The sequence below is a fragment of the Eisenbergiella tayi genome, from assembly GCF_001881565.1.
GTDB classification, from domain to species: Bacteria; Bacillota; Clostridia; order Lachnospirales; family Lachnospiraceae; genus Eisenbergiella; species Eisenbergiella tayi.
The window spans coordinates 832,785-855,709 of the sequence record NZ_MPDJ01000001.1; the positions used below are offsets into that span (position 1 = coordinate 832,785).

The 22,925-nt window shown below is 35.8% G+C and carries 18 protein-coding genes; all 18 read right to left on the bottom strand.

What is annotated here, in order from left to right:
- Nucleotides 1-25 precede the first annotated feature (25 nt).
- A complete protein-coding gene (locus BLA28_RS03400) occupies nucleotides 26-1,183 on the bottom strand; it encodes a glycosyltransferase family 4 protein (protein ID WP_069156020.1) in 1,158 nt (385 codons plus the stop codon).
- On the bottom strand, nucleotides 1,180-1,944 hold the full coding sequence (locus BLA28_RS03405) for a glycosyltransferase family 32 protein (RefSeq protein ID WP_069156021.1): 765 nt from the start codon (nucleotides 1,942-1,944) through the stop codon (nucleotides 1,180-1,182). The genes BLA28_RS03400 and BLA28_RS03405 overlap by 4 nt, the downstream gene beginning before the upstream one ends.
- Nucleotides 1,937-3,685 (bottom strand): ABC transporter ATP-binding protein, encoded by a 1,749-nt coding sequence (locus BLA28_RS03410; RefSeq protein WP_069156022.1) that lies wholly within the window; start codon nucleotides 3,683-3,685, stop codon nucleotides 1,937-1,939. The genes BLA28_RS03405 and BLA28_RS03410 overlap by 8 nt, the downstream gene beginning before the upstream one ends.
- 35 nt (nucleotides 3,686-3,720) lie before the next feature.
- Nucleotides 3,721-4,665: a hypothetical protein gene (locus tag BLA28_RS03415; protein WP_069156023.1), complete on the bottom strand. Its 945-nt coding sequence runs from the start codon at nucleotides 4,663-4,665 to the stop codon at nucleotides 3,721-3,723.
- A complete protein-coding gene (locus tag BLA28_RS03420; RefSeq protein ID WP_069156024.1) occupies nucleotides 4,662-5,678 on the bottom strand; it encodes a radical SAM protein in 1,017 nt (338 codons plus the stop codon). The genes BLA28_RS03415 and BLA28_RS03420 overlap by 4 nt, the downstream gene beginning before the upstream one ends.
- 163 nt (nucleotides 5,679-5,841) lie before the next feature.
- The gene (locus BLA28_RS03425; RefSeq protein ID WP_081329822.1) at nucleotides 5,842-6,897 is read right to left on the bottom strand and encodes an alpha-1,2-fucosyltransferase; all 1,056 of its coding nucleotides are present in this window, start codon (nucleotides 6,895-6,897) and stop codon (nucleotides 5,842-5,844) included.
- Nucleotides 6,897-8,111, bottom strand: a complete 1,215-nt coding sequence (locus BLA28_RS03430) for a glycosyltransferase (RefSeq protein WP_069156025.1) — start codon at nucleotides 8,109-8,111, stop codon at nucleotides 6,897-6,899. Before BLA28_RS03430 ends, BLA28_RS03425 begins: the two co-directional genes overlap by 1 nt.
- Nucleotides 8,112-8,130: 19 nt before the next feature.
- Complete coding sequence (locus BLA28_RS34490; protein WP_330388738.1) at nucleotides 8,131-10,086, bottom strand: WecB/TagA/CpsF family glycosyltransferase; 1,956 nt, start codon at nucleotides 10,084-10,086, stop codon at nucleotides 8,131-8,133.
- A 28-nt stretch (nucleotides 10,087-10,114) separates the two neighbouring features.
- Entirely contained in the window at nucleotides 10,115-11,662 is a 1,548-nt protein-coding gene (locus BLA28_RS03445) for a lipopolysaccharide biosynthesis protein (protein WP_071698887.1), read from the bottom strand.
- 53 nt (nucleotides 11,663-11,715) lie between these two features.
- A complete protein-coding gene (locus BLA28_RS03450; protein WP_069156027.1) occupies nucleotides 11,716-14,016 on the bottom strand; it encodes a YfhO family protein in 2,301 nt (766 codons plus the stop codon).
- Nucleotides 14,017-14,096: 80 nt separating this feature from the next.
- Complete coding sequence (locus BLA28_RS03455) at nucleotides 14,097-14,771, bottom strand: DUF4956 domain-containing protein (protein ID WP_069156584.1); 675 nt, start codon at nucleotides 14,769-14,771, stop codon at nucleotides 14,097-14,099.
- Between the two features lie 16 nt (nucleotides 14,772-14,787).
- Nucleotides 14,788-15,480, bottom strand: a complete 693-nt coding sequence (locus BLA28_RS03460) for a polyphosphate polymerase domain-containing protein (protein ID WP_069156028.1) — start codon at nucleotides 15,478-15,480, stop codon at nucleotides 14,788-14,790.
- The gene (locus BLA28_RS03465) at nucleotides 15,477-17,252 is read right to left on the bottom strand and encodes a CotH kinase family protein (protein ID WP_069156029.1); all 1,776 of its coding nucleotides are present in this window, start codon (nucleotides 17,250-17,252) and stop codon (nucleotides 15,477-15,479) included. The genes BLA28_RS03460 and BLA28_RS03465 overlap by 4 nt, the downstream gene beginning before the upstream one ends.
- A gap of 182 nt (nucleotides 17,253-17,434) precedes the next feature.
- Nucleotides 17,435-18,334 carry an alpha-1,2-fucosyltransferase gene (locus tag BLA28_RS03470; protein ID WP_069156030.1) on the bottom strand — a complete coding sequence of 300 codons (900 nt, stop codon included), beginning with the start codon at nucleotides 18,332-18,334 and terminating at the stop codon, nucleotides 17,435-17,437.
- Nucleotides 18,335-18,665: 331 nt separating this feature from the next.
- Complete coding sequence (locus BLA28_RS03475) at nucleotides 18,666-19,688, bottom strand: glycosyltransferase family 2 protein (RefSeq protein ID WP_069156031.1); 1,023 nt, start codon at nucleotides 19,686-19,688, stop codon at nucleotides 18,666-18,668.
- A 318-nt stretch (nucleotides 19,689-20,006) separates the two neighbouring features.
- A complete protein-coding gene (locus BLA28_RS03480; protein ID WP_069156032.1) occupies nucleotides 20,007-20,594 on the bottom strand; it encodes an LbetaH domain-containing protein in 588 nt (195 codons plus the stop codon).
- A gap of 90 nt (nucleotides 20,595-20,684) precedes the next feature.
- Nucleotides 20,685-21,830 (bottom strand): glycosyltransferase family 4 protein, encoded by a 1,146-nt coding sequence (locus BLA28_RS03485; RefSeq protein WP_069156033.1) that lies wholly within the window; start codon nucleotides 21,828-21,830, stop codon nucleotides 20,685-20,687.
- Nucleotides 21,831-22,919 carry a glycoside hydrolase family 88 protein gene (locus BLA28_RS03490; protein WP_069156034.1) on the bottom strand — a complete coding sequence of 363 codons (1,089 nt, stop codon included), beginning with the start codon at nucleotides 22,917-22,919 and terminating at the stop codon, nucleotides 21,831-21,833.
- Nucleotides 22,920-22,925: the final 6 nt, after the last annotated feature.

Sequence of the window (22,925 nt, forward strand, 5' to 3'; positions counted from 1 at the left end):
ATACCTCGCCATTTCCATCCATCTTCTAAATATTATTCTTTTCCCATTGTTTTATCGCTTTAACATAAGCATTCATAAAGTCATCGGCTAATTTATCCCACAAAAAACTCTCACAAATCTTCAAATGTGCATTTTTCTTCATGTTATTATATAACTCAGAATCCTTCTTTAAACTCTCTATTTTCTGAAACCATTTTTCTTTATCAAAAGTATCCATAATAAATCCATTAATTCCATCTTCAATAAGTACACTAGCTCCCCCATTCCAACTGCTTATTACAGGGATCGAAAAATACAGAGCCTCTAATAATACCATACCAAAAATTTCATAATTGCTCGTAAAAACAAACACTTTTGACCTTTGATAAATTAAAGCTACTTCTTTTTGAGATGCTCGAGGAATATAGACTATTTTTTCCAGTTCTATTAAATGGTTTATTCTTTTCTTAAAACGGTTGACATATTCATCATCTCCATCACCTACAATGATTAACTGCATATCATCATAGACGGACGCCAATTTTTCAAAAACATCTATAAGAAAAAAAACATTTCTTCGTTCCTCTATTTTTCCAATATACAGCAGGCGGAATTTTGAAGTGTCTATATCTAAAGGGCAGTCAACCGTTTCTTCTAATCTAAAATTATCTTCATCAATTCCTACACCAACAGTATAAACATTCTTAAAGCCTTTACTTCGGATAAATCCACTTGCAGGTTCACTTTTTGTTAATACAATAATATCCTTATACTTCCTTAATTTTAAAAAAACAGCATCGAAAATCTTGCACTTTAAATTATAACCTTTTGCATATTCATGATAATAAGGGCCATGATAAATTACTGTGGGCTTTTTTTGCCTGGTATACAGCATCCAACTGGAAATCTGATCGTATTCGTTAACTTGAATAACATCGTACTCCTGCACTATTTTTTTAATTGATGGCATAAAACCATTCTTAAAAAAAGAACACCCTTTTAACCAATAAATTTTTATTATATACTGAACATTACCTTTTTCAAAAATAACTTTTTCAATTCTGTCAGAAGCTTTTCCATTATAAAATATTATTCCGCAGTCATGTCCCCTCACCGCTAAAGCCTTAGCCAAACCTATCTCTTGAATATTATAAGTATTTAAATCCATAATTGTAGGAAAAGTTCTGACAATTAAAATTTTCATTTTTCTACATCCTTTGCAATTCCCTTAAACATATGTTTAATATTTCTAGCCAGTCTATAAATTCTGACGCCAAATAGTCTGAGAAATATCTTTTTGGCCTTGACCGGAATTTCTTCTTTAACAGTACGCCATGAAGCTGTATAATGATGCACTAAAACAGTATTTTCCGTAATAGTATAAATCATATCATATACATTATATCCACCAAATACCTCATTGGGATATATTTTCATTTTATCACCTATTTCTTGATATCTTCCATTAAAAATAAGACCAAACTTTGATGCTTGATTTGCAAAAATAACAGTATTAGGCGTAAGCTTCATTGTCCCATCACCGTTATAGAAGCTTATACTATCATAATAATTAAGGATTTCCTTAACGACAGAATTTCCTTTTTGTGCTGCAAAGAATCCAGTCATTAATGAATGTGGCAATTCAAAAGCAATAACAAATTTTGCACCCGAAAGTTTGTCCGTAAAGTCTTTTTTTACTTCTATATCTGTATCAAAATAAATTCCTCCGAAATGATACATTGTATATACTCTTACGTAATCACTTACAAAAGCATATTTACCGGCATCATATGCCTCTTTTGCAAAGCAATGCTCAGAAATATCAAAATTTGTCTCATTCCATTCTTTGATTTCGTAATCCGGTAAATATTTCTTCCATGAACTTATACACTTTAATATAAATCGCGACTTTTTCTTTCCGCCAAACCAGCCATAATGTATTATTTTAGGAATATATTCACTCATCGCGCAAAACCACTTCCTTTATTCCTCCATTTTTGACCTCATATATTATATCGCAATTCTTTATCGTTGTAAGGCGATGAGCGATAATAATTAATGTTTTTGTACCTGACAGACGATCTATCGCCTCCATAACTGCACCTTCAGTTTCATTATCCAACGCCGAAGTTGCTTCATCCAATACAAGGACTTCCGGATCATTATATAGCGCACGGGCAATCCCAATCCGTTGTCTCTGTCCTCCGGACAAACGAACTCCTCCTTCTCCAATTTCTGTATCCAACCCCCTGTCAAGGCTCTGGATAAACTCTTTTAGTTGTGCCTGTTCAAGAGCTTTCCATACCTTATCTTCCTCTATATCTTCATTTCTAATACCAAAGGCTATATTGTTTCTGATAGTATCATCCATTAAATAAATTGACTGCGGGATATAACCCAAATTTTTATGCCACGCATTCATATGTTCCTGAATATTAACCGTATCGGCCCAAATACAGCCTTCCGTTGGCTCTAAAGCCCCTAATATAATATCTGCCAGCGTAGTTTTACCGGCACCTGACGGTCCTATAAAAGCGGTAGATTTATTTTTAAATATTTCAAAATTTACATTTTGAAGTACAAAATTTTCCGCATCTGGATACTTAAATGACAATTTTTCAATTTTAATCGACTTTTTTAAACCTAATGTTTTTTCATTAACATCCTTTGATACCTTACTGTTTTCCAATTCATCAATTTGCTTCAAATCCCTATATACTGCATCTATAGCAGGCTTATTAAACATAATAACACTCATATAATTTGCTACCCTATTAATAGAGGGAAGCAAGCGAAATGCTGCTATTGCAAATACAGATAACGTGGAAACAAAATATACGCTATGTGTTCCCCGTAAAAGCTTGAATGCTATAACAGCCAATAATGCACTGACACATACAGCCTCCATAATGGGGCGCGGAGCAACCTGAAGGAATCTATATTTCCTTTCACAAGAAGCATAGTTTTTAAAATTATAATCGAAATTATTAAGAAAAAAGTCCTCCCGGTCCATTATCTTAGTTTCTTTTATACCGCCAAAAGACTGAAGCAGCCATTTTGTTATTCCCGCATTATACTTCCGATCTTCGTTGCCAATTCGTGCAAGATATTTTTTAAACCCTTTTGCAAAAAAAATCAAAAATAGTCCAAGAATAGTCGCAACCCCTATAGTTATAGTCTTATCCTGTATAAAAAGAAATATACCAAGCGCAATACACACGAACGCTTCCGTAATTAATTGAAGTATCGCAAGCACTCCGAGAAACATCATGTTCGTGTCATTGCTAACATTTCTGATTAAATCAGCACTATTATGAGAAAGGTGGAAAGAATATGGCTGACGCATGTAACAATCAAGCATACGATATGCTAATTTTCTTTGATTACTAAAAGTGAACTGATACTGTAAATTATACATAATACACAAATATACATTTTTCACTACATATATCGCTATCAAAGCAGCTGCCAAAAACACCATAAAAGTGACATCAGAATTAAAATGAAATAATTCATATAGCCACTTAAGATACCATTTTTTTTGTATGGCTTCTGGGTTCATAACAACATCAATAAACGGCATTATTGCAGTAACACCGAGAAGTTCCAGTAATGTACCAATGCCTATTGCCACCAGCAAAAACAACAGCCCTATTTTTTGCTGTCTATTAAATATATATCGTAACTCATCCAACATTTTCTTCATGCGACTGTCCCCTTTTCTTTGCATACAGCAGGCAATCAATATACTCCAAGGTTATAAATATGCTGATATTCGTATTCACTTCCCATCATCAAAGCTCCATATGTTCCGCCGGCTCTTCCTGCAATCAAACAATTACATTGCGACAAAAGCAGAATATTAATTAAATATTCTTTTCCCCGCAAAAATTTTTCATTTTTCCTTCCAAAAGATATTTCATTGATATTTTCAGACCCGATATTTTCACATCGCTTTGCATTGGTAACCTTTAAATATTCTTTAAATACATTCGAAAACTTTTGATAAGCCGTTTCATCTTCTGTCGCCAGATATATCCATTTGCAATTATATTCAAATAAAATTTCACTAGCTTTTTTAATCAAACTTTCAACTGAAGGCTGAATAGGATGATCCTTGGGATGCTGCACTACATAGTCAGTTCCGCGACATAGAACTCCCACTACTCTATCCCCATGAAATAAATCACACCATAAACTTTCGGCTTCATCTTTTATATCCTTTTTTATATGAAAATATTTATCAAAAAAATCCCGCCATAGTTGATATTTTTCGCTGTCAAAAGTAATTATTGCATCTGGATACTCATTTTCATCAGTTATTAATCCATCACTCAAAATAACATTCCTACTCGTTGAAATATCCTCCAAAGTATAACCACATGGCTGTTCAAAGTAAAATTCCCATGCGTTTTCTTTACCAACCTGACTTTCTTCCAGATACGAATTCAAATTAGACTGCATATCTATAACCGGAATATAATTATTTTCCAGAGCATAACGCACAAGCCCCATATTAGTCATAACATGAGAAAAAAGCCCCACTTTACAAGTGGCTCTTCTAATTACAAAAAAGGTTTTGTCCGGATTTTCATTTCCATATGAGACAGTTCTTTCCCGCCATTTCCATTTTGTATACGCATCATTTATGAAAGTAATTTTTTGTATTTTCTCTTTTACCTTCATTCTTTTTTCTCCCGAGAAATAAATCTGTTTTCGCTAAGGCTATACCTGCCGCCTTTAAAAAATTTATGTTTTATTACCCACCATCCCGGCACCCATATATATTTATGCATAGCCGGGGATGCACTGCCAATCATCCAGCAGTTTCTGTCACATTTCCTGGTACATTCTCTTACTTTCTCCGCCTGCTCCGAATTCCAGAGTTCCTCCCAAGACTGCTCATGAAGGTTTCCCATGACCGCTTTCTTTTCCATTCCATTGCAGGGAATCACATCACAAAACGGATCAATGAAAAAAGCATTTTGTGACATATTACAGGGAAGAAGTCTTTTATTTCCATAAATATAATTGATCAAACCATGATTAAAATAGGCTCTGAACCATTTTTTCGGTGACTTGCTTTTCAGGAGTTCATTTATCAGTTTTTCAAAATTCTGAGCCACTTTATATTTATTATCTATTTTGTTATCTGTCTTTCTGAAATAAAAAGAGTTATGGAGTGTTGCCGTTGCAAATTCCATCCCTAATTGATTTGATATATCGTATAAAGGCAACAAATCTTCACAATTCATATCCTGTACAGTCATGCCAAAGCCAACATCCGGATGTCCCATTTCTACCAGCTTCTTTAATGTTCCATAACCACGATTAAATCCGTCCGGTATGCCTCTTATTGCATCATTAGTCTGCTGCATCCCTTCAATGCTAATTCGTATTCCTATTTTAGGAAATTCCTCACAAAGAGCAATTATTCTGTCCGTAAAATATCCATTTGTAGATACTACTATCCTATCAGATTTTTTATAAAGTTCTCTCACAATTTCGGGGATGTCTTTTCGGATAAATGGTTCTCCGCCTGTTATATTGGTAAACGCCATCTCAGGAAGCTTCTTTATATCATCTAAGGTTATCTCTTCCTCAGGCCTTGTAGGATCACGAAAGCAATCACACATATTGCAGTGTGCATTGCAGCGGTAAGTTACTATGACTGTTCCATATAATGTTCTTCTACTCATAAAAATCCTTTCTATTTTTTAAATATTACACAAAACTTATATTTTTTCGTTCTATAATCATACAATCAATTGTCATACACCGCTAAAGTATAACATACATTCATTTATTGTTCAAACATAAGACTTGGTTTACAATTATTATATAAACTTTCTTTGTAATCAATCAGAATGTATTTGTCGCTAAAAATAAAGGATCGGGAGCACAGGTAATTTTTTGAGGATTCCGGTTTAAATATGCCCCCCAAAAGCCAAAGGAACTTTGTGTAAAAATATTATGTTTACACTCAGCCATTAGCTGCATATCTCTGAAACTTTCATTCCCTTTATTCCAATCCACAAAATACACCATATCTTTGCTAAAATCTAAACCAAAAATTTTTTCATTATTCTCACACCATCCTGTACTTTTTTCATCACAAAAGAAAAAGAATACGGGTTTATCTATATTTTTTTTTATGAATTTTACTGCACGTTTAAAAAAACCAAATTTATAACAGTCCCCATTTACAAAAAGCATATCACTGCGCCTGGCATGAATCGCTACTGAATTGGTGCTGCGTATACATTCCATAATATCTTTGTTCTTGTTATCTATTATTTCCGGAAACTGGAAAGATTCCCTTAACTTATTTTCAATTTTTTCAATACCAAATCCTTTATAGCGGAATGCTAAAGAATGCCCTATATAGACATTATCTGGATATTCCCTAAAAATATCTATACTGGCATTTTTCTTTTGAATCAATTCTTTCTGCAGCATTGCACGTAAATAACGCTTTATGTGGTAACCTAATCTTGTTCTGAAAAAAATAGCCAATACTTTTCTACTCTTTGTTGTTATTGTCAATGGCTTATTAATAATTGAACGTTTATCAGGTATTAAATTTAGTAATTCAATACCCTCATCTGCAAATGCTTTTGTAACGTATGGAGCAAAATTCCAGTCTTCATTCCAAAAACTGCTTTCGCCTACTTTATCCAAAATACGTTGCCACTGTTCCTCCGAAAACAGCTCCTTCACATCCGGTAACTTTAAACCAAATATTCTCTCTAATTCATATCCATTCCATTGTGAAAACATTCCTGGCATATAGGGTAACTCATATATAAGCTTTTCAATATAATATGCCCCTTCAGGATTTGCTTCTTTAATCGCCAAGTATTCCGCATAATCAAGCATTTGATTTCCAAGTCCGGAATCCATATGAACTATTCTCATCAAAAACCTCCCAAACTTCTCTTATAAAGGTATAAAAGCCTGTTACAATATTCTTCAACTGTATCAAATTGCTTTTCTTTACAATTTTCCGTAATCTTATCTAGTAACTTTTCCTGAGACCAGAGCATCCTGATTTTTTCACGTAAGTCTTCAGAACTTCCACTATTAAAGAGAACTCCCGTACTACCATCAATCACCAGTTCTGGTATTCCACCTATATCCGCACCTACTACCGGCGTTCCATACCCTATAGACTCCATAATCGAAAACGGACAATTTTCATACCACTCCGATGGATAAATACTAAATCTTGCTTCTGAGATTAATTTTACAAGATCGTCTCCTCTTAAAAACCCCATATTTTGTATATTTTTCACTTTATTAACTTCTGATTCTAAAGGTCCGCTTCCTGCAAATATAAAAGAAATATCGTCAAGTTCACGACAAACTTTTAATAAAGTTGCAATTCCTTTCTCTTCAGAATATCTCCCAAAATACAGTACATAATCTTTCTTTTGCTTATTTTCATATTTTTTAGCATTAACAAAGTTGTGAATAGTAATCGTTTTTTCTTTGAATAAAGAATTTGAATCAAGCTTTCTTTTCATAAAATCTGAAGGGCAGATAATAGTTTCTATATATCGATAGGTTTTCAAGTAACGATATAAATATCCTTCCATACTCCCTAAAACACTTTTTATCTTTGAATCATGTATACAACGGAATCGGCTGCAATTATTAAACTCCCCACTAAGGCATCTGCCACACTTCTCCCCTGTAGATGGTACTATCATCATATGATTTGGGCAAATTAACTGATAGTCATGTGCGGTATAATAAATAACTACTTGCTTTTGCCTCCTTTTCTTATATGAAATAATTTCATATATAATTGATGGAGTCAATTGAAAGTTAAAATTATTTAAATGCACAATATCCGGTTCAAAATCTTCAAGAACTTTTTTTATTTTATTTCTTGCCTCTAACGAATATATTATCCGTACAGGATATAAAAGTTTTTGAATTTTCCCTGTATGAAAATCCATCTCTGTAGTATAACTCTCTACATGATTCCCTACTGACCGATTTTTATGGTCCATACCAAAATATTGCACTTCATGACCTGCATTCACAAACTGTTTACCAATTTCAAAAATATAAGTCTCCGATCCTCCATTAGGATAAAGAAATTTATTTACTATTAAAATTTTCATTCTTACATCCTTCTTCAAACTATTCTGTGGAATATAAATTTAATGTATCATTCACTACCTTATCCCAATTATACTTGTCACAAATATAATTTCTACTGATTTTTTGGTAGGAACTTACAATATCCGGAGCATTTATAAGTTCAGTTATATTTTTTTCCAAATCCGAAACATTTCCTTTTTTGAATGTTTTAGCATATTCCCCAATAACTTCTTTATTTTCTTCAATATCACTAACTAAACAACAGTTTCCATAACTCATCGCTTCTAATAAACTAAGAGCCATTCCTTCCACATCACTGGGCAGAACAAATATATATGCATTAGAATATAACTCCTCAAGACATTGTCCATGTACAAAATCTGTCATAATAATGCGTTGATCCTTTGAAGCCATTTCTTTTATTTGTTCCATATAATCATGACTATTACTGTTACCACCGGCAATAACAAGTTTTTTTTCAGTTTTAACCTGTGAAAATGCTTCTATTAAATAGTGAAGTCCCTTCTCCGGCACAATCCTCGCCAAAAAAAGTATATATCCATCCTTTTCCAATCCATATTGTCGATAAATCATGTCTGCTGGCTTTATTTCCGGTTTATTTATACCATTTGGAATAAACACCGTCTCCCTCTTATACTTTTCAAAAAAATAATCTTGCATATTCTTTGAAAGCACTATTAATTCATCAGAATATTTAACTGCCGATTTTTCACCAAACTGCAATACCTTTGTTGCAAAATTCCCCCACTTTGAACGCTGCCAATCTAATCCATGTATAGTAGCAACCACACGAATACCAAAAAGCTTTGGTATCCATAACATTGTACAGGGTCCTTCAGCATGAAAATGGAGCACATCGTATCTTCCAAACAAAGCTCTAATTGCAGCAAAAAAAGAGTAGACAATGGCATTAAGAGAACTGGCTTTAGGTGTAGGAATTGTAATCAAACGAATACCATTATAATATTTCCCTCTTCGCTGATCAAATTTTTTACCAGCCGTATGTCTCCCATAACGATTATAAGCATGTACCTCGTACCCCAACTTCACCATCCTGGAAGATAACTCATCCACCACAATCTCCACACCTCCTTCTCTGGATGGTATCCGTTTATGCCCAATCATAGCTATGCGTAAGGGACGGCCATTTTTACCTTTAAAAATAGATTTATTTATATTACTATTAATTGTTTCATTAATATGCTTTTTGTCTATATTTTTTTCTCCCTTAAGCAATTCACGAAAGAGATAAAAGACGAAGGAAAAATTTGTATCTAAATATCTGGGCAAAAGTCTTTTAGGATCTTGTCCTATACGGAATAACCATTCCATGCAAAACTCTTGCATCCATAACGGAGCTCTTCTAATAGTCCCGGCATGAAAATCAAAGCCAGCACCTACACCAATCATGACCCCACAGACCTTTCCGTCATGCGCCGCCATCCATTTTTCCTGTTTTGGAGCTCCCAATCCTATCCATAAAAAATCTGGACTCACGGCATTAATATTTTCTATTGCATCCAAATCCTCTTTTTCACTCATCGGACGAAACGGAGGAGAATACATACCAACAATTTTCAAGCGTGGGTATTGTTCCATGAGCTTTTCATGCAATGCATCCAACGTATCCTGACGACTGCCATAAAAATAATGTCTATAACCTTTTGTCTCTGAAATTCTAAATATTTCAGGCATTAAATCCGGCCCTGGAACTCTTCCAGCATCTTTATAACCAGAATGTTTCTGTACAATAGACAACGGCTTACCATCCGGAATATTCATTGCTGCATTATTTTGTACTTCTCTGTACTCTTCATCTCGATAGGCAGTTACCGTAGTGTGAACATTAGAGACACAGATATAATGCCCCTTAAGTTCCTCCAAATGATGCTCAATATAACTTACCGTTTTATTCATGTCCGTTATATTAATTTTTGTACCCAATATACTACTGTATTTCAATTCTGTCGTCATTCATTTTTCCTTTTTCTTAAAAATGGTGTTATCGGTAATGCACCCTGTTTATTAAAGCATATGCCTTATCTCTAAAAAGTGCAAATAAATACCTAAATTCATCTGTTCTTCCAAAGAACAACAGAAATAATCCATTAAAAACCAAAGTTATAACAACTAACATAATAGTGAAAGAAACAATTGTGACTTCCTTCATAAAAATATTGCCGCACATCACGCAGCATACTGTTGCTAATATGATAACAAACACATATCTAACTGCATCAATAAAGTAACCTGCTGTCTTTCTTTCAAAACACACTCTATATATAATTACAGGCCTGATAAAATTGGCCAGCAGCCCTGATACAATCGTTCCTATATATACTCCTACCAAGCCGATCTTTCTGACAAGAACTATGGAAATAATGAGATTTACCGCTCCCTGTACCAACGGCAGATATTTATCCTGTTCAAATACACCTGCTGCAGTTTTAAAATTAGATAAAACCACCCGTTCCCCTTTAAAATAATAATCTAACAATATTGCTGCTGTGACTGTTCCGGGAAGCATCCACTTATCTCCAAGCCACAATTGGATTAACGGAGTGAGTAAAATATAAAAGCCAACTGCTGAGAAGCCATATATCCATGAGGCGAAAAAGCGGTAAATACAGAACATACTGTATTGCTTCTCTTTCGACTCTGTTGCTATCAGATTTCCAAAACTTGATATCACTGAATTGAAAATAATATTAACAAAATTGGATACGGAGGATATAACCAGGTTATAATTATCTACCACACCCGACATAGCCACATTGATAAAACCGGAGATTATGATAGAATCTGTTTGAAGCCGTGCAACATCTCCTACCTTATGGCAGACAAGCGCTCCCGTTTTCCTTTTTATATCTGCAGTTTCCTCTTTTGAAAGCTTTTCCACATTTTGTTCTTTTAAAAAAGGATATTTATAATTAAGATAAATATTGGCAAAAATCTTTTGAGCCAGTTCAATAACCGATGCTGAAATCAAATATCCATAAAAACTTGAAGTAGCAAGAATTACAATAATCTGAACAACTGTCGTAACTATTTTAGTTATCGTAATTACGTTTGACTGTATATAATTTTTCTGTTCCGCATTTGGCAAGCTATACTTATATGCTACAAAATATGAACTTACCGTATTAAATAAAAAAATCAGATAAAAATTTATTAAGTCCTGATTACTGTCAATACCAACCGGATCCTTAATAATATATTTCAAAAAAGGAACTAAAATCAGACCTACCGCTGCTACAACTATAGCAATCATTCGGTAAGCCTTTTTATAAAACTGCATATATGCTTTTATTTTCTCTTTATCATGCCTGGCCACAGGAGCATAAAGGCTGAAATTGATGGCAGTACCAACTCCTAATTCCGCCAGTGAGAGTACAGACAAAATATTGGTATATGTGCTGTTAATTCCCAGAAGAGTCTCATCCAGACGCATAATAAATACATAACGCAAACCTGCATTCAGCAGCAGCGTTATAATATTACTGACATAACCAAACAGAATATTTCTGGTTGCATATTTTACTCGTCCCATTCACTGCTTCTTTCTTTTTCAATAGTCCTAATATTTTACCATATAATAACTGATTATTCCACCTCAACAGTTGATTTTACTTTATCTCTGTTTTTGCATATCCCCTTTTTATATATTATCCACAATATAAAGAAAACTATCGTAGAAATCAGACCTATTACTAAATCATAATTCATATACACAAATTTTATCTTATTTATCCCTTTTTCCAGGGGAATTGCCATCATTCCGTTTGTCTTAAGGATTTCAACCTTATTACCATTTACATAGGCTTTAAATCCTCTGTCATATGGTACGCTGAAAAAAGCATACTTTGTCTTATCCACAGCTATGGTACATGTAAAACCGCCATAGCTTTTTTCCAATATTTCTGAAGCTTCCCTGTTCCTTTCTTCCACAAGTTTTTCTATTTTGTATGCAAAGATGTCCTCATCTTTCTGTTTATCATATTTTTTTAGTACATCGGAAACTTTATATTCATCTTCATCTGAAACAATAATACATTTCAGCATCGCGGCCGGACGAAGTTCATCGGATATCTCAAAAAAGTCCGAGCTTGTCATATACATATTATATGCACTTCCTATCGGTACCGCCAGGTCATGTTCATATAAATAGTAATCTTTTTCCGAACTGCTTACTTTTTGTAAATATTCGGTGTCTTTCTTCAATTCCGTAGAAATATAGTATTTTCCCCCCAGCAGTTCCCGTGTTCCTTCCGCCGTTTCTGGTGTAAATACCGGTCTTGATGTATCCAGTGCTTCATAAAAATCATAAATAGATGCATTTACCATCGAGGTAAAAGACCCTGTCCCCGGCAATGATGCTGCCATAAGTAATGTATTATCACTGCTGTCAAACCGATACCGTTCATCCGGCAATTTAAACTCCTGAAATGCCATAAGCCGACTATAATACTGCTGAGACATCTGCGGTGATATTCTTTGATAAAGCTTCGCTGTATATCCTGTGGTAAATATACTGAAGATTACTACAGCACATCCCATACAAATAAAATAGCTCCTCTCTTTCTTTATCCATAGAGTTATCAGCCAGGTAAGCAGAACCCCCGCTATTCCCGTTAATGACAAGACAAGAAACACCCTCGGCTGGTAAATAAGCTGAAATTTATGTTCAGACCACCAATAAGAGCCGACTGTAATAAAACACATAAACAGAAACAGGACAAAGGATATCCTTTTTACAGGATATTCTTTTCTGTTTTCCATGACTATGGCCGAAGCCAAACTCATTAATAAAATAAGCATATAAAGCCATCGGTGATAATTTGTATCTGAAAACATTCCAAATACACTGTTTATAATCGGTATCCCCGTAGCCACAATGCAAATCATCAAAATCCTGCCAAGCCAGCTCTTCCAGTTTTTTATAATATAGCACAGAACCAGTGACAGACCTATCATCGGCAGATAAGCAGACCAGGATGTCCAGTCAAACTCTTTGATGCATGACTGCGAGTTCATTAATTCTCCCGGAAATAACAAAGTACGTATTATCTGAAGGAAATCTCTGTTTCCTGTATAAATCCAATGGTCTAAAGGAAGCAGTCTGGTGATTCGGGGATTCTGCATGGTAAAAAGAACAGAAGGGATAAAAATGATACCAGCCATTCCCACTCCCAAAATTCCTTCAGCAAAGCAGCTTCCGATCAGCTTCCGTTTTTTCCATAAATTGATACCTTCTCTGCATAAGAAATAAAGGATAAGAAATATAACTTCCTGGATAAAAAAATAATAGTTCACAAAAGCATTCACGAATACAGCAAATGCCAGTACCCCTTTTTTCCCTTCTCTCGCCAGTTTTTCATACCCGATTAATAAAAGAGGGAAAAAAGCTACCGCATCGTGAAAATGGTGAAAAATAAGATTTACACATTGAAAACCGGAAAAAGCGTATAATACGGCTCCCAATGCAGCATATTTCTTACTTGTAAAGCGCTTTATATAACCATATGCCAGTGTGCCTGCAGTCGCATATTTCATCATATACAGCCAGCCCACAAGAAAGGGATAAAATCTGGCCGGAAATAAAAACGAGAGCCATGCGAAAGGGCTTCCCAGCACATAAAATCCTAAAGCCCCAACAAAGCTGGAACCAAGATCAATATTCCAGTTCCACAAGAACCCTCCGTTCTTCAGGGAATTATTTGCAAGCATATGAAACGGTATCTGCTGTTCATTGAAATCATTGCACAACGTAAAAATACCATTGCCTCTTATAATAAGCAAGGCAAAGCTCAGCATAGCAATAACAAAATTTATTATAAAAATCTTCAGATAATCTGAATTTATTCCTTTTTTAACTGCGGTATTTATACATTTGATAGGCTTCATTTATCTTCTCTTTTTCTTATTAATAATCCTATGCATATTCCATTTAATATACATAGGATTTTATTGCAAATTCCTTTATGTCAATAAGTCGCTTCACCGTCATGCTCCAATAAAGAAACAGAAAGCATATGCTCCAGCCCATTCACTTCCTTAATGAGCTCACTTTCCTGTTTTGTTCTGAGTTCAATAATCATACTCAATCTTTCACCGGACATATTTCTGGATTTAACTTTACTGAATTTACTGTATTTCTTAACTGCTATGAGGATTTGTTCTTCCACCTCACTGCTGTCTGCATTGATTACCATCAACATAGGAGTTGACACTGCAGGCATTTTATCAAGGAGCAGAATTCCTATAGTTATTAAAAGTGACAAAATAACAGCCACTTCTGCCAGACCTGCTCCGCAAATAATACCAACACTTATAGACCAGAATAAAAACACCAAATCCATCGGGTCCTTAATAGCCGTTCGAAACCTGACAATCGAAAGCGCACCAACCATACCAAGTGAAATAACAATGCTAAATTGAATCGTCAATATTACTGCTGATGTTATCAAACATAGCATTGCAAGTGAAATATTAAAGTTTTTAGAATAAAAAGTTCGTCTTGTTACAGTACGGTATACCAAAAATATGTAGAACGCCAAACAAGCAGTGATGAGAAAAACCACCATTATTTCCTTAAAGCCCAGTTCCATACTGGAAAATCCTTCCAGAAAAGATTTTTTAAAGATATCAGAAAAACTCATTTTTAACCTCGTTTCTTTATATAGCATATTTTCTGCAAAGATAATATTTGGAAAATGCAGTCTGTGTCATATTTTCCATCTGCAGTGTATTATAGATATAGTCCGGTAAAAACTCATCAAATTTAACCTCCAGCAAATGCTGGCCGGACGGCATAATAGGACGTGTTGATAAATCTTTCTCCCAAAACTCCTCAACCTGAGAAGAAGAGCGGATATTTTTATCAAAAGTTATTCTCACATTTCCTTCCTTGCCTACATATGGAACCCTATCATATTCTACAATAATTTTAGGACGAAATATACGGGTCATTCCATTGAGGAAAAAATTCCGTACCACCTTGGAGGTATTTCCTGCTATTTCCGCCCATTGTCCTTCTATCATGGCCGCAGCCTCTCCTTCTGTAATAGCACAGGACTCTTTCTGTATTTTTGCCCCAACCTTTCTTTTAATTTCCAGATGAATCCTCCCTTTATCATTATTATAATAACGAATTCGGTATTTTTCTCTAGGATTATTTCCATCCTCTTTTTCATAAAATGCACTGTTATAATAATCGTCAAAATAAAGACTTCTTATGGTATAGTATCCCTTTTCGTCCACATGAGAATCTCTGTCCAGCAGAATACTTATTTTTTCTTCCATTTGCAGCATCTGCAGATCAGAACAAATATATTTTATTTCGTATCTGTATTTGGCCTGGTTTCTCATCTGATTTTTCTATTCCTTTTTATATCCACACCTATTAATGTAACTAATATAATCGCCATCAATGTAAAAAGTATAATTCCATGTCGACTGAAAATAACATCTAAAATTCCTTTATCTGAAGGTTCATCTATGAGCTCTGCATTTTCTTCTGGCAGCTGATATTCCTCAATTGTTTCTATAGCAGGGAGATCATTTGCCTGTGCTTTCATAATAGAAAATGTTTCTTCCTTCTTATAAGTAAATGCAGTGTCTAAAAATTTCATTCTCTGTTCAAGATACGATTTTAAGAACAGTACATTGGTTTCCAAATCCGCATCCGTCATAAAAATACTTCTTTCACCAGGCCAACAGATTTGATCCATATATATTGAGGGACTCAAAGATACAACTAAATCATCAATTCCTGTATTAACTATTTCATTTAAAACAGGATAAAAATGCTCCTCCCATTCCATTAACACGGTCTGATAAAATTCTTCATTTCCACATAACCTGGCGTACCATCTGCTTATTTGATTAGATGCTAAAGAGTTATTGATGGCAAACAGTTCATTTCTAAGATCAAAGCCTCTCCCCATTGTATTATCCAAATCCCATACGGGCCCATCATACAGCAAGCTCTCATCTTCTTTTTCTTTATACATATAATGGCTTGTTACTCCCATATCTAAATCTTCATAAATCTCTTCTATCAAATACATCCTGGCAAAAGATTCTTTATCCAAATACTCAAAAATTCCTTTTCCAGTCACTGGATTTACATAATCATCTGCATATAAAGCGCCCAACATGTCGTTAAACCACTTATCTAAAAACAAATATTGGCTGTCCGTCATTTTCTTAGGATTATGCACTACAACAGGCTGTCCATTCTCAAGATACATAACATTTTTTTCGTATATAGCTCTTTCGGGATAATCTATCTCTAATAAATATCCATCGTCAATATTAATCCTGTTTTTATTCACTTCGATTCTTTCTGTTAATTGATACAGCCCCCAATATTGTCCATTTATATATAGATCAATGAACCGGCTGTCCGGAGTATAGGATAAGCCTCCTTCTTCTGCCATTTGAAAACCTATTTTATTTCTTATAAATGTTCCATCATAATAATTAGCTATCAATATCCACTTCTTTGCATCCTTCATTCCCAAAAGTTCAGCTTTTGAATGTGTTTCTAAACTATAAGATTTCTTTATTGCATCCCAGGATGTATTTCCTCTTCCACTTAACTTGTCCAATTTATCTGAATATAATTCTTTTCCCTCTTCTGAAGTAATAATAATAAATCCCTTTTCTTTATTACCTTTTTCAGAATTTATATAGTCCATATTTCCACTTTTGGTAGTAATAAAGACAGCCGGCAAGTTTGCAGACACTAAAAACTGTATTTTCCCCTGCTCAACTATTTTATTTTTAGAAGTATACAAAACAATAGAATATTCCTGATTAGTTTCAAAGTTTTCTAAATATTCACCACTTTTCAACTCTGTTTCTGCTATTTTCACTTTAGCATCACCATTAATACTCAATTTAATTTTGCTTAATTCAGCATATGATGGCAAAAAAGCATAGTACAAATTATCATTGTCGTTTTTATTTACTGTAATTCTGTAATTCTTACCTTCTCCGGCAACATCAAATCCTACTTGACTCGCTATGCCAACTTCTTTGCTATTCTCATCATTCTCTATTTTTACAAATATAACAGAACAGATTACCAGCAGAACAATACTTGCAACCCCTAAAATGCTATGTCTGATCCCCATTAATCCTCCGACTGTACATTATAATATTTTATATACTCTTCTTGTACAAATAGCTTATAAATTATACTACTAAAAACAGTATTTTACAACTTTACATATTAATAAGAAAAGTCAAATAAGCAAAGTCAAATTCATGTTAAATTGTTTCTCTAAACACTGTCTGCTGTTCATCCCAGCTAATGTCAAAGAATTCTGCCATCTCCATCAATTATCACCCAATTATCCCACAATTCATGAATCAACTGCGGCTCAATCTCCTGACTGTTTTTATGCTTAGCCGGCCGTATAACAATTTTATCCGGCGTTCTATTCAGCCTGGCCCCCCAAAAGCTGAATGTACTGTTCGCACATATATTATGCCTGCAGCAGCTCATAAGCTCCATATCATAGAAACTGTCTTCGCCTTTATTCCAGTCAACTATAGTATACTCATCTCCATGATAATTCTCGCGCAAATACGCAGTATCATCAGAAAACAAATAAAAATGTGCATCCGGCACACGGCTTTTTATATATTCTTCAGCCGCTTTATAGTAACTATTCGTACAAATTCCTCCGAACATGGCTTCATTTTCAGGATCAAGATAATCCCCCCGCCTGATATGTATACTGACAGAATTTTCTGCTTTCATCTGTTTTTTTACAGTTATATTCTGACTATTTGCAGATTCAGGAAATTGTATTTTCTCCTGGAGCAAGGGCATTATATCATGGTAATACTTTTCGCAGGCCCAATGCCCTTCTAAATAAGCATCGGACATGTTAAATATTTCGGAATGATACATATCACCTTCATAAAAATGTTTATTCCTGGCAGGAATCAATTTCCGTTCCAATTTACCTAAAATTCCACTCTTACCCAATAGAGCTTCCTTTTCTTCAGCGCTGCAAGTATCAAACTGCAGGTCTTTAAACTGTCTCAACTCCAGCGAACGCCTTGCAAAAACCTTTTCCTGCATGGAAGAGTCTTCAAACCAGGAAATATCCAGCTTTGCATTTTTTCCTATAGACTTGAACTTTTCATACAGCGCATATTGTTGCATTTGATTTCCAAGTCCCCCCATAACCTTAATAATAATCATATATTTACTCACTTTCTCTCAAGAGTTATTTTCACTATATAAGCAGAAAAGAATCTATTTCACAGAATATTTCAATATAACATAAATATTTTCAGTCTCAGCAGAAGTTATTTAGTAATTATTTGACTATTCCCACAAATCATATTATTGTATACGTTTAGCCAGCAAATATTTAAATCATCACACTATTAACATCTTAATAATACTATTCACTTTACAATTATAATTTCCATCTTCCTTAGTATTTACAATTATTCTTTCCCATTTCTCTAAAAAAACAGATCCAACCATATTCTTTCCAAAAGGTACATACAATCATTCATTTGTTTATTTATCTTCTCACTTTATCAAACACTTCAAATATCATTTTTCCCAACATACACCGAACCGCTGACGGCTTTTTTACCACCCATAGCAAAAGTTTATTTACCTTGTCCTCTGGTTCTGCCTTATACCTGTCTGCAACATCATTCAGCTTTTCATCTTTACAGATCTGCCGAATCCGTTCCATATATCCCATTCTCCCACCACGCAGCTCATTTTTTACCGCAAGCAAAAAAAGAAACAGCTTCTCCTCCTCCCACTGACTCTCCCAATCAGAAATATTTTTTGCCATAAATATTTCCTTTATCGTATCTGTCAGAATCCTGATTCCTTCATACATATGCCCATCGTATTTATGAACAATGGAAGTATCATTATAAAAATAATGATAATGAAGCGCCCCTTCCAATATTACCACTCTTTTGCAATCCAGAAGCGCCGGAAGAACAATGTTCACATCCTCTCCCATTTTTATTTTAGGATTGCAAAATCCAAGGTTGTCCACAATCAGTTCTCTGGAAAAGAGTTTCATACACCGGGACATAGATATTGTCCTCCGCTCATTTCCTAACAGTCGGCTTTTTACCTTCTTCTCCAAATCCAATCCTTCATAAATTCCGGGAGGAAGCTCATGATAATGCTCTGTAATCCCTCCTGTCCTCTCAATAACAAAATTACCGCAGATAATTTCACCCGGGCATCCCGAAGTCTTCTGAATCATTACTTCCATCATATCCGTTTCCACCCAGTCATCACTGTCAATGAAACTTAAATAATCTCCCCTGGACTTCTTTACACCTGCCATCCAGGCTGACATTAATCCCCCATTCTCTTTATGAATAACCTCTATCCGATGATCGGCAGCTGCATATGCATCGCACATTTCCGGACTTTTATCTTCTGCCCCATCATCAACAAGGATAATTTCCAAATTGCCGTACGTCTGGTTCACAATACTGTCCACACAGCGTTTCAAATAATTCTGTGCATTATATACCGGGACAATGATACTAATTAATTTTTCTTCCATTTATCCACTCTCCCATCTATATAAATCATGTACTTTATTAAAAAAACAAATTCAATCACCTGTTTAAATATCTGTATATTGCAGTATATAATACTAATTGACATTTTTTTAGTTTATAAACAAATAATATTTATTCTATATATAACAATAATTCAATTAAGTCTTTCAACAATTCTATACCCGATCACCATTCAAGGTATTCATATTATATCTGTATATTATTTGCACTTTAACCAAATCATCAAATATATTTAACAACAATATATGCTCTTGTTTTCAATATTTCATCAATTCATATGTCAACCTGAAATTATCTGATTATTCCCTCAAATGTAATACCTTCCCCGGTACTCCCGCAACCGACACACCTTCCTGCATCACATCACAAACAACAACACACCCCGCACCAATCGTAACCCCATCGGCAATCCTGACATCTCCAATAACAGAAGATCCCCATCCTGCCGTAATACCCTTCCCAAGCACAGGGCTTTTCGTCCCTGCCCCTGTATTTCCCACACAAAAGTTTCCGGTAATACAACAGTCTTCTCCTATCCTCGCGTCCTCATTCACTACAATAGGCGCAATATGATAAATCAAAAGCCCTTTCTCAAAACAGTTTTCCGGTATTTCAAAACCGAGCCGGTTTCCCAATACATATTTTCTTCGATGGTACCAGAAAAAAGCCATCTTATCCCACAAAGAATTTATCTTCCCGGAATCCGCTTCGCCGGGAATTCTGTTTTTATGATATTCCGCATGCCTGAGTGTCCGCAAATACTGCCAAATCCTGTAGAATTTGGACCGCAGCAGCCATGCACGCAGATAAGAGCCGTTCCCGCCTCCAAAATACAAAGCTTTTTCATAAGCCAGATATTCTTTCAATTCCTTTTTATTACGAATCATATTTATACCCTTTGTCCGCTTCAGCGGACATTAATTCAATACTTGAAACATACTTTGTTTCAAGTTTCTCCCCTGCTGAACCAACTCAGATCACCAATGCAGGCTTTCATTAAGCACATCAAATACCTTACGGTTAACTTTCCTGTAATCAAACTGCAGTGATTTGTCATAAGCTGCCTTCGCATACGCTTCATAATCCAATAAGATTTTATCCATGGCCGTATGGATTCTCTCCACACTGCCGTCAGTGACTTCCGAGTCCTTTCCGTAGGTAAGAACCTCTTTAATCCCACCCACATCCGTTGTAATAACAGGCAGTCCCTGGCTTATGGCCTCCAGTATGGTCATGGGTATTCCCTCAAAGGTGGAATTCATTATCAGCACATCCGCTTCCTTCATTGCCCTCTGAACTTCATCAGGCTTTACCGCTCCGATAAAACGAATCCGTTTATTACCGTCTGCCAGCTTCTCCATCTTTCCCCGTTCTTCCCCGTCTCCCAGTATGGTAAAACTGCATGTTCTGTCATAGGACTTAACAGCCTCGATCATAGGCCCCACATTTTTCACGGCAGATAACCTTCCGGCATATAAAAACCTCACCTCTTCCTCATGAAGATGGCGTTGCACATATGGCTGAACGACAATGGAATTTCCCACATGTACTGTGTTTTTATTGTACACACGATAATCCTCCCACGTCTCCTGTTCCAGCACAAAAACTGCCGTACTTTTTTTGATAACATGAATCAAAAAGCTCTGAAAAGCTTTTCGAATCAAGGGCGCTTTTTTAAAAAAACGCACTCTCTGCCACATATTTAAGTAAGTGCCATGGGAAAAAACATAGCAGACAGAGCCTGGACGAAGCATCCTTACCGCACCGAATGCTTCCGGCGTATGAATATAATTACAGTCGTTTTTTCCTATTCCTATCAGTTTGCGGTATTTCCATAAACCTTTCACATATTCCATTCTCAGGGACTTTTTCACCTTACTCAAGTCTGTGGAGGCCTGGGTTACTGCCAAAAAGGAATACTCCGATCCGGCAGTGGATATGTTAATTATCTTCCCGACTTCTTCCGCATCACAGGAAACTCCAACCAATAATACATCTTTCCCATGTTCCGGATATTCTTGTGACAGGAAGCTGAGAAAATTCTTTATGCTCGTTACCTGGCCGCCCACCGGATAATCTCTGTAGTTGCAGGTATCATAAAATATAAGACGGTTTTCTCTCATTCAGATTTCCTCCATCATCCCAAACAGCCGTAATGTCGGCCCGTCTCCCCATGGATAATTTCCATAATACTGGGGATATTGGCTGAAGCCCTCACATTCCGCCGAACACTGCTCCACTTTTCCGTTTTTCATCCGGGAAAGCAGATACTCTCCTGCCCTGAATATATTGTCCTCATAATCCGCATCCAGATTACCGAACTGCATGCCTCTCAGCAGCGCACAGGCAATCATGGCCGTAGCAGAAGTATCCGCCGGTCCCTCCAGCGCCTGCAGCTGCCAGGCAAAGCTGCCGTCTTTCCTCTGGTATTTAACCGTCTCTTCCGCAAGTCCTTTGAAATGTTCCCTGATAAAACTGAACTGCGGTGTTTTTTCCGGCAGATAAGCGAGGCTCTCCGACATTCCGGAGGTAAGCCAGCCTACGGCTCTTCCCCAGCCGATTATCCCGTATTTCATCCCCGTATCACTGTTAAAGCCATGATAAGGAAATCCTGACAGTTCATCCATTCCGCCCTCCAGGAAATGCACCATCTGTGCAACTCCCAGCTTAACCGCTGTATCATCCTCTGTCATTATCCCGTACCGGCAGAGAAAAGGGCATATCATGCCGATGGTATCCGCATAAATATGGTTTCCATCCTTAAGCCGGTAGGGCAGATTCCCTTTGCTGTCCCTGGGATATTTCATCAGATATGACGCAAGACGCCCGGAAGCCAGCATGTATTTTTCATCGCCTGTCCTCTCATATAAATCCAGAAAGGGAATACCGTTGGTCACATTATCCACATAGTAAACGGGCATGTCCTTCCTGATCCATCTGCCAAGATATTGCTCCAGCGCTTTCATGCTGTGGCTGTCCGCGGTTCCCCGGCAGACCTCTGAAAGCCCTCTTGCCAAAAGAGCATTAGGCCAGAAAAAACGATCAACCGGCTGAACATTGCGGAACAGCAGATATTTTTTAATAAATCTTTTGATTCTTACCTTTTGGCTTATTCTTGGATAAGTAAGCAGTTCTTCGCAGATATGTTCCTGTAATGCATTTATTTTCTGAATAGTATCCGTTCTCTGTATCAGTTCCTGTAACCGCTCCATACAGTC